Source organism: Streptomyces sp. SAJ15, from assembly GCF_007595705.1.
GTDB lineage: Bacteria > Actinomycetota > Actinomycetes > Streptomycetales > Streptomycetaceae > Streptomyces.
The window spans coordinates 1-906 of sequence record NZ_NISY01000044.1; the positions used below are offsets into that span (position 1 = coordinate 1).

1 pseudogene is annotated in these 906 nt (G+C 70.2%); it reads left to right on the plus strand.

The features are described from left to right. Positions 1-4 precede the first annotated feature (4 nt). A pseudogene (locus CD790_RS34240) lies at positions 5-906 on the plus strand (acyltransferase domain-containing protein); the annotation flags it as partial.

Genomic DNA, 906 nt, shown 5'->3' on the forward strand with positions numbered 1-906 from the left:
GCTGCTGGACGTCGGCTTCTCGTCGGTGACGACGCGGGCGCAGTTGGAGCGTCGTGCGGCGGTGGTGGCTTCGGATCGTGCGGGGTTGCTGACCGGGCTTGAGGCCCTGGCCGTTGGTGAGCCGGTGGACGGGGTGGTCGAGGGCAGGTCGGTGGGTGGGAAGGCGGTGTTCGTCTTCCCGGGTCAGGGTGCTCAGTGGGTGGGTATGGCGGTGGAGTTGTTGGACTCCTCGTCGGTGTTCGCGGAGTCGATCGCGGCGTGTGGTGAGGCGCTGTCGGAGTTCGTGGATTGGCGTCTTGAGGATGTGTTGCGGTCGGTGGAGGGGGCGCCGTCGCTGGAGCGGGTGGATGTGGTGCAGCCCGCGTTGTGGGCGGTGATGGTGTCCCTGGCCGGGCTGTGGCGTGTGGCGGTCGTATGGGGTGGAGCCGTCGGCGGTGGTGGGTCACTCGCAGGGTGAGATCGCCGCGGCGTGTGTGGCCGGTGGTCTGTCGCTGGGTGATGGTGCTCGGGTGGTGGCGTTGCGGAGTCGTCTGGTGCGTGAGCGTCTGGCGGGTCTGGGTGGGATGGTGTCGGTGGCGTTGCCGGTGGAGCGGGTGGAGGAGTTGCTCGTTCCGTATCGGGGTCGGGTGTCGGTCGCGGCGGTGAACGGTCCTGCCGCGGTGGTGATCGCCGGTGAGCCCAGGTCTTTGTCGAGATGTCTCCGCATCCGGTGTTGACGATGGCGGTCGAGGAGACCGCGGCGGCGCATGGCGCGGAGGACCGGGTCGGGGTCGTGGGGTCGCTGCGCCGTGACGAGGGTGGCATGGAGCGGTTCGCCACCTCGTTGGCCGAGGCGCATGTGGCCGGGGTGGGCGTGGACTGGTCCGCGTTCTACGCCGGCAGCGGCGCCCAGCGGGTGGCCCTGCC